We start from the raw sequence: 7,232 nt of genomic DNA, 5'->3' as shown, positions 1-7,232 counted from the left end.
GCGAGGCCGTCGCGCCAGAGCGCCGTGACGCTGTCGGGCGCGGGCTCGCCCGTGCGCAGGGTGGCGACGATGAGGGCGCGTTCCACGGTCACGAGACCCGCCGTGAAGGACCGGCTGTTCCCCTCCTCGTTCGGGGCGGCGACGGTCGACGGCAAGATCTACGCGATGCCGTGCGAGACCGTGGCGCCCATCGTCCTGTTCTACAACAAGAAGCTCTTCGACAAGATCGGCGCGAAGCCGCCGCAGTCGTGGGGCGACATCATGGACCTGGTGCCCAAGTTCAACGCCGCCGGCATCGCACCGTTCTCCCTCGCCGGCCAGTCCCGCTGGACGAACATGATGTGGCTGGAGTTCCTCTTCGACCGCATCGGCGGCCCCGAGGTGTTCCAGGCCGTGTTCGACGCCAAGAAGGACGCCTGGTCGCACCCGGCCGCCCTGGACGCCCTGACCAAGCTGCAGGAGCTCGTCAAGGCGGACGGGTTCATCAAGGGCTTCTCCTCGATCACCGCCGACTCCAACGCCGACCAGGCGCTGCTGTACACCGGCAAGGCCGCGATGATGCTGCACGGCACCTGGACCTACGGCAGCATGTCGACCGACGGCGGCGACTTCGTCTCCGGCGGCAACCTCGGCTACATGAACTTCCCTCCGGTCGAGGGAGGAAAGGGCGACCCGAGCAACACCGTCGGCAACCCCGGCCAGTATCTGTCGATCTCCTCCAAGGCGACCGCCGAGCAGAAGGAGATCGCCAAGAAGTTCTTCGCCACCGGCGTGCTCAGCGACCAGGAGGTCAAGGAGTGGGTCGGCATCGGCTCTGTGCCGATCGTCAAGGGAGCCGACAGCTCGTTCGCCTCCTCCAAGGACGCCGACTGGCTGAAGTTCGTCTACGGCGTCGCGAGCGAGGCCAAGTCGTTCGCCCAGTCCTGGGACCAGGCGCTCAGCCCCACCGCGGCCGAGGTGCTGCTGGACAACATCGCCAAGCTGTTCCAGCTGTCGATCACGCCGCAGCAGTTCGTGTCGAACATGAACGCGGTCATCGGCAGTTGAGCGCGTTCGCCGCCCCCGCCAGGAAAGGGACGCCGCCTGCCGCCACTCGGGGGGCGCGCGGCGGCGTCCTTCCGTGGCTGGCCGTGCCGGCCCTGGCGGTGTTCGTCGCCTTCGGGGTGATCCCGCTCGTCGGGGTCCTGGTCCTGAGCTTCACGTCCTGGGACGGGCTCGGCGACATCCGGCTGTCCGGGCTGACGAGCTGGCGGGCCGTGCTCGCCGACCCCGGCCTTCCGCACGCGCTGTGGGTGACGTTCCTGGTGATGGCCGCCTCCTGGGCGGTCCAGACGCCGGCCAGCATCCTGATCGGGGTGTTCCTGGCCGGGCACCAGCGCTACCGCGCTGTGCTGGCGGTGCTGTACTTCATCCCGCTGCTGCTCAGCTCGGCCGCCATCGCCATCACCTACAAGGCGCTGCTCGACCCGAACTTCGGGCTCGGCGCCGGGCTGCACATCGGGCTGCTCACACAGGACTGGCTCGGCGAGCCGGTCCTCGCCTTCAGCGTCGTGATCTTCGTGGTGTCGTGGCAGTTCATCCCGTTCCACTCGCTGATCTACCAGGGCGGCGTGCGGCAGATCCCGCGCTCCATGTACGAGGCCGCCGAGCTGGACGGCGCGGGCCGGGTCCGCAAGTTCTTCAGCATCACGCTGCCGCAGCTCAAGTACACGATCATCACCTCCTCCACCCTCATGGTGGTCGGCTCCCTGACCTTCTTCGACCTGATCTTCGTGCTGACCGCTGGCGGCCCGGCCGACGCGACCCGGGTGCTCGCCCTGGACATGTACAAGCGCGGGTTCCAGGCCAACCTCATGGGACCGGCCAGCGCCATCGCGGTCATCCTCGTCCTCGTGGGCCTCGCCCTGGCGCTGCTCCTGCGCCGGCTCGGCGGCGGCGGCGCCGACGCCAGCCAGCTCGAAGGGGCCTGACCATGGGCATCACCCACACGACGGGACTCGAACGGACCGCGGCGGCCGGAACGCGCGGGCGCCGGCCGCGCGGGAGCGGGGAGCGCCCCAACTGGCTGGGCGGGGCCGCGGGCTGGCTGTGGCTGGCGGTCGTGATCGTTCCGATCTACTGGATCGCCATCACGAGCTTCAAGGCGCAGAGCACCTACTACGCGACCAACCCGCTGGCGCCGCCCACCGAGCCGACCCTCGCCAACTACAAGCTGGTCATCGAGTCCGACTTCCCGCTGTACTTCCTCAACAGCCTCATCGTCACCGTCGGCGCGGTCGTCCCCGCGGTCGCGTTCGCGTTCATGGCGGCGTACGCGATCGTCCGGGGCGGCGCCCACCGGTTCCTGCGCGGGGTGAACGCGCTCTTCCTCATGGGCCTGGCCATCCCTCTGCAGGCGACCATCATCCCGATCTACCTGATGATCATCCGGCTGCGCCTGTACGACTCGCTGACGGCGCTGATCCTCCCGTCGATCGCCTTCGCGATCCCGCTGTCGGTGCTGGTCCTCGCCAACTTCATCCGCGACGTGCCCAAGGAGCTGTTCGAGTCGATGCGGCTGGACGGCGCGGGCGAGGTGATGACGCTCTGGCGCCTGGCCTTCCCGCTCACCCGGCCGGCCGTGGTGACGGTGTCGATCTACAACGCGCTGACGATCTGGAACGGATTCCTGCTGCCGCTGATCCTCACCCAGAGCCCCGACAAGCGCACGCTGCCCCTCGCGCTGTGGACCTTCCAGGGGCAGTACAGCGTGAACGTGCCGGCCGTGCTCGCCTCCGTCGTGCTGACCACGCTTCCCATCCTGATCCTGTACGTGGTCGGCCGCCGTCAGTTGCTCAGCGGCCTGACGGCCGGTTTCGGCAAGTGACCGCGCCGGCGGGGCCGGCGCCCGGTGGACCCGGGCGCCTCGCCCCGCTCGCGGTCGGCCACCGCGTGGTCACGAACCCGCGGAGGGCACCGTGGCCGGCGCCGGGGCGATGTCGTGCGGCGTCGCCGTGGCGGTGGCGCGGCGGGGAAGGAAGGACGCGAACAGCAGGGCGACGAGCGCCGCGCCGGCGCCGATGGCCATGACCACACGGAAGCCGTCCGCGGACGGGAGGGCGACGGAGCCGAATGTGACGGTCATCTGCGCCAGGACGACGCCTGCAACCGCGCTCGACACCGAGGTCCCCATGGCCCGCATCAGCGTGTTGAGGCTGTTGGCGGCGGCCGTCTCCGACACCGGCACGGCCCCCATGACGAGCGCGGGCATGGCTCCGTAAGCGAGGCCGATCCCGGCTCCGATCACGGCCGACACGAGCACGAGGTGCCAGATCTCCGACATGAGCCCGATGCTCAGGCCGTAGCCGGCGGCGACCACGACGGCGCCGAGCATCAGCGTCACCTTCGGGCCCCTGGCCTTCGAGACGCGCGCGGACAGCGGTGCCGTGGCCATCATCACCAGACCGGACGGCGCCAGCACCAGGCCCACGGTGAGCATCGACTCCCCGAGACCGTAGCCGGTGGCCTTCGGCAACTGCAGCACCTGCGGGAGCACCAGGGACATCGCGAACATCGCGAACCCGAACACCGCGGAGGCGAGGTTGGTGAACAGCACCTGCCGGCGAGCGGTGGTGCGCAGGTCCACCAGGGGCTGCCCGGCGCGCAGCTCCCACCAGCCCCACAGCAGGAGCACGGCGGCCGACGCGCCGAACAGGCCGAGGGTCCAGGCCCCGGCCCAGCCCCAGCCGGCCCCCTTGGAGATGGCCAGCAGCAGGCACAGCAGCCCGATCGACAGCCCGGCCGCGCCCACCAGGTCGAAGCGTCCTCCGGTGCGGACGGCGGACTCCGGTACGAGCCTCAGCACCAGGACGATGGCGGCCGCGCCGAGGCCGGCGGCCGTCCAGAACAACGCGTGCCAGTCGGCCCGTTCGACCAACAGGGCCGCCGCGGGCAGGCCGAGAGCGCCGCCCACGCCGAGCGAGGCGCTCATCAGCGCGGTCGCGGCGCCGAGCCGTTCTGCCGGCAGCTCGTCGCGCATGATGCTGATGCCCAGCGGGATGACGCCTGCGGCCAGGCCCTGAAGGGCGCGTCCGGCGACCAGGGGCGCCAGGGTGTCGCTGAGGGCGGCGACGACCGAACCGGCGACCAGCAGGACGAGGCTGAGCAGGAGCATGCGCCGCTTGCCGTACATGTCTCCCAGCCGTCCCACCACCGGCGTCGCGATGGCGCTGGCGAGCAGCGTGGCGGTGATCGCCCAGGTGGTGTCGGACGCCGAGGCTCTCACCAGCGCGGGGAGCTGGGGGATCAACGGGATCACCAGGGTCTGCATGAGCGCGACGACGATCCCCGCGAGAGCCAGCACCACCACGATGGTGTTCGCACGCGGCGGGCCGGCTGCCTGGGCGGGTGCGGCGGGGACAGGGGGCATGGCGAAGCCTCCGACTCGGCTGGCGGCAAAAGGTAATAATTCAAGCGCTTGACTTAAAATAACAGCCCGGGTTTACTGACCGCACACGGGCAGTCAGATTCGGAGGAGGCCGCAGTGAGCCAAGGTGACGGCGAGCAGGTGCTGAGCTATCCGATTCCGGGCGCGGCGGCGCTGGAACCGCCCGCGGAGTGGGCCCGGCTGCGGCAGCGGTGCCCCGTGGCCCTGGTGAAGCTCCCCAGCGGTGACGAGGCGTCGCTGCTGACCCGCTACGACGATGTCAGGCAGGTGCTGTCCGATCCGCGGTTCACCCGGCGGCTGAACGCGAAGGACGCGGCCCGGATCTCCGACAGCGAGTCGGGAGGGGTCTTCAACACCGAGATGGCGATGACGATCCCGCAGGGCGGGGATGGGCACCAGCGGTGGCGGCGCCTGGTCGGCAAGTGGTTCACGGCCAAGCGGATGGCGGCGCTGCGGCCCGGCATCGAGGCGATGGCCGAGCGGCTCGTCGACGACATGGTCGCGCTCGGGCATCCGGCCGATCTCAAGGCGAGCCTCGGTTTCCCGCTGCCGGTGTACGTGATCTGCGATCTGCTCGGCGTCCCCGCCGCCGATCGGGACAGGTTCGCCTACTGGTCCGACACGCTGCTCAACCTCACACGGTACGGCCAAGCGGAGATCGACGCGGCGCAGGCCGAGTTCGTCCGGTACATGGCCGCTCACGTCGCCGCCAAGCGGGCCGAGCCGGATGACGACCTGCTCAGCGAGCTGATCAGGGGCACCGATGCCGAGGGCGGCGGGCTGTCCGATTCGGAGCTGGTGGCCACCGGCATCGCCTTGCTGGTGGCCGGGCACGAGACCACGGCCAACATGATCGGGAAGATGGTGGGCATGCTGCTGGTCGACCGGCGGCGCTGGGAGCGGCTGGTGGCCGACCGGTCGCTGGTACGTCCGGCGGTGGAGGAGGCGCTGCGGTTCGACGCCAACTCGGGGTTCGGCATGCCGCGCTATCTGGGCGAGGAGGCGGAGGTCGGGGGGACGCTGCTGCCGCGCGGCACGACGGTGGTGTGCAGCATGGCGGCGGCCAACCGCGACGAGAGCGTCTTCGACGGCGCCGGCGACATGGACCTCGGCCGCAGCCCGAACCCGCACCTGGCCTTCGGCGCCGGGGCGCACTCGTGCCTCGGGCAGTCGCTGGCCCGCACCGAGCTGCAGGTCGTACTGGAGGTGCTGGTACGCAGGCTCCCGTCCCTGGAGCTGGCCGTCGCGGTCGCGGACCTGCGCCGCCTTGAGGGGCTGGTCGTCGGCGGGCTGCGCGAGGTCCCGGTGCGGTGGTGATCATGGACGGCAGGACGTTCCGAGCCGAGCGGGTCAGCGCGACGCGGGAGCACATCCTGGAGGCCGCCGAGCGGTTGTTCGCCGAGCACGGGGTGTTCGCCGTGTCCAACCGTCAGGTGAGCGAGGCCGCCGGACAGGGCAACAACGCGGCGGTCGGCTACCACTTCGGCACCAAAGCCGACCTGGTGCGGGCCATAGCGCGCAAGAACGCCGAGCGGATCGAGGGCATCCGCCGGCGGATGGTGGCCGAGGTCAGCGGCTCCACCGAAGTACGCGACTGGGTGTCCTGCCTGGTGCGTCCGGTCTGCGAGCACCTGGCCGCCATGGGGAACCCGACCTGGTTCGCCCGGTTCGGCGCGCAGGTGATGACCGACCCCGCACTGCGCGACATCATGATCGAGGAGGCTCTCACCTCGCCCACGCTCGTCCAGATCGTCGACGGGCTGCACCGCTGCCTTCCCGCGCTCCCGGCCGAGGTGCGGGCCGAGCGCGGCGACATGACCAGTCACCTGATGGTGCACGTGTGCGCCGAGCACGAACGCGCCCTGGCCGGCGGTAAGCCGACCCCCCGCTCCAGCTGGCACGGCGTCGCGAACGGGCTGATCGACGCGATCGTCGGGCTGTGGTCCGCGCCCGTGACGCCGGACGCGCGCATCCCCTGAGACAGGAAGGAAGCAGATCTGTGAAGATCAGCGTGGACGAGGGCAAATGCTGCGGCGCGGGCCAGTGCGTACTGCTCGCGCCCGAGGTGTTCGACCAGCGCGAAGACGACGGCATCGTGATCCTGCTGGCGGCGGAGCCCGCCGAGCACCTGCGCGCGAGCGTGCGTGAAGCCGCCGCCGTCTGCCCCGCCGCCGCCATCGAGCTGAGCGAGAGCGTGTGACCGATCCGTCCGGCGTCGTGGTGGTCGGCGCCTCCGCGGCCGGGATCGCCACCGCCGAGGCGCTGCGCCGCAAGGGCTACCGGGGCGGCCTGAGCATCCTGGGCGCGGAGCCGCACCTGCCCTACGACCGTCCGCCGCTGTCCAAGCAGGTCCTGGCCGGCGCCTGGGATCCTGACCGGGCCCGGCTACGGCCCGAGGCGGCGCTGGTGGCGCTGGACGCCGAGTTCGTGCTCGGCGACGCGGCCGTCGGCCTGGACACCCGGACGCGCACCGTCCACACCGCGTCCGGACGTGCCCTGCGCGCCGGCGCCGTCGTCGTCGCCACCGGACTGCGGCCTCGCACGCTCGCCGGGCAGGCCGGGCTGTCCGGGGTCCACACGCTGCGCACGCTGGACGACGCCCTGGCGCTGCGGGCGGACCTGCTGGCTTCCTCGCGATGCGTGGTCGTCGGCGACGGGGTGCTCGGCGCCGAGATCGCCGCCACCGCGCGAGGGATGGGACTGGCCGTCACGATGGCCGGCCCTCAACCGGCGCCCCTGGCCGCGCCTCCGTTACCCTTTAGGAGGCAACCGCCCCAGTTAAACTACCCACCAGACACTGTCCCCC

8 protein-coding genes are annotated in these 7,232 nt (G+C 71.0%); 7 read left to right on the top strand and 1 reads right to left on the bottom strand.

Annotation, left to right across the window (positions count from 1 at the left end; all coding sequences use genetic code 11):
* The first annotated feature begins 102 nt into the window (after positions 1–102).
* The 3 genes from AB0B89_RS33415 to AB0B89_RS33405 are packed head-to-tail and all read left to right on the top strand — an operon-like array spanning position 103 to position 2,866.
* Positions 103–1,047, top strand: a complete 945-nt coding sequence (locus tag AB0B89_RS33415) for an extracellular solute-binding protein (protein ID WP_358560775.1) — start codon at positions 103–105, stop codon at positions 1,045–1,047.
* Positions 1,044–1,970, top strand: a complete 927-nt coding sequence (locus tag AB0B89_RS33410) for a sugar ABC transporter permease (protein WP_358560772.1) — start codon at positions 1,044–1,046, stop codon at positions 1,968–1,970. Before AB0B89_RS33415 ends, AB0B89_RS33410 begins: the two co-directional genes overlap by 4 nt.
* Positions 1,971–1,972: 2 nt before the next feature.
* Positions 1,973–2,866, top strand: coding sequence for a carbohydrate ABC transporter permease (locus tag AB0B89_RS33405; protein WP_358560769.1), 894 nt, complete (start codon positions 1,973–1,975; stop codon positions 2,864–2,866).
* A gap of 69 nt (positions 2,867–2,935) precedes the next feature.
* Here AB0B89_RS33405 and AB0B89_RS33400 read toward each other — a convergent pair whose 3' ends face one another.
* The gene (locus tag AB0B89_RS33400) at positions 2,936–4,408 is read right to left on the bottom strand and encodes an MFS transporter (RefSeq protein WP_358560766.1); all 1,473 of its coding nucleotides are present in this window, start codon (positions 4,406–4,408) and stop codon (positions 2,936–2,938) included.
* Between the two features lie 114 nt (positions 4,409–4,522).
* Here AB0B89_RS33400 and AB0B89_RS33395 point away from each other — a divergent pair, with 114 nt between their 5' ends.
* From AB0B89_RS33395 to AB0B89_RS33380, 4 genes are all read left to right on the top strand, one after another.
* Entirely contained in the window at positions 4,523–5,743 is a 1,221-nt protein-coding gene (locus tag AB0B89_RS33395; RefSeq protein WP_358560763.1) for a cytochrome P450, read from the top strand.
* Positions 5,744–5,745: 2 nt separating this feature from the next.
* Positions 5,746–6,405, top strand: a complete 660-nt coding sequence (locus AB0B89_RS33390; RefSeq protein WP_358560760.1) for a TetR family transcriptional regulator — start codon at positions 5,746–5,748, stop codon at positions 6,403–6,405.
* 20 nt (positions 6,406–6,425) lie between these two features.
* On the top strand, positions 6,426–6,626 hold the full coding sequence (locus AB0B89_RS33385) for a ferredoxin (RefSeq protein WP_358560758.1): 201 nt from the start codon (positions 6,426–6,428) through the stop codon (positions 6,624–6,626).
* The coding region (locus AB0B89_RS33380) for an FAD/NAD(P)-binding oxidoreductase (RefSeq protein ID WP_358560755.1) at positions 6,623–7,232 on the top strand (610 nt) is incomplete at its 3' end. The genes AB0B89_RS33385 and AB0B89_RS33380, both read left to right, overlap by 4 nt.

It is taken from the genome of Sphaerisporangium sp. NPDC049002 (genome assembly GCF_040649355.1).
GTDB lineage: Bacteria > Actinomycetota > Actinomycetes > Streptosporangiales > Streptosporangiaceae > Sphaerisporangium.
This window is presented reverse-complemented; position numbering and strand designations above follow the sequence as displayed.

What these genes read in the sequence shown, in the direction of transcription:
- AB0B89_RS33405 (WP_358560769.1), top strand. Translation starts at nt 1,973, where the DNA reads ATGGGCATCACCCACACGACGGGACTCGAACGGACCGCGGCGGCCGGA.
- AB0B89_RS33400 (WP_358560766.1), bottom strand. Translation starts at nt 4,408, where the DNA reads ATGCCCCCTGTCCCCGCCGCACCCGCCCAGGCAGCCGGCCCGCCGCGT.
- AB0B89_RS33390 (WP_358560760.1), top strand. Translation starts at nt 5,746, where the DNA reads ATGGACGGCAGGACGTTCCGAGCCGAGCGGGTCAGCGCGACGCGGGAG.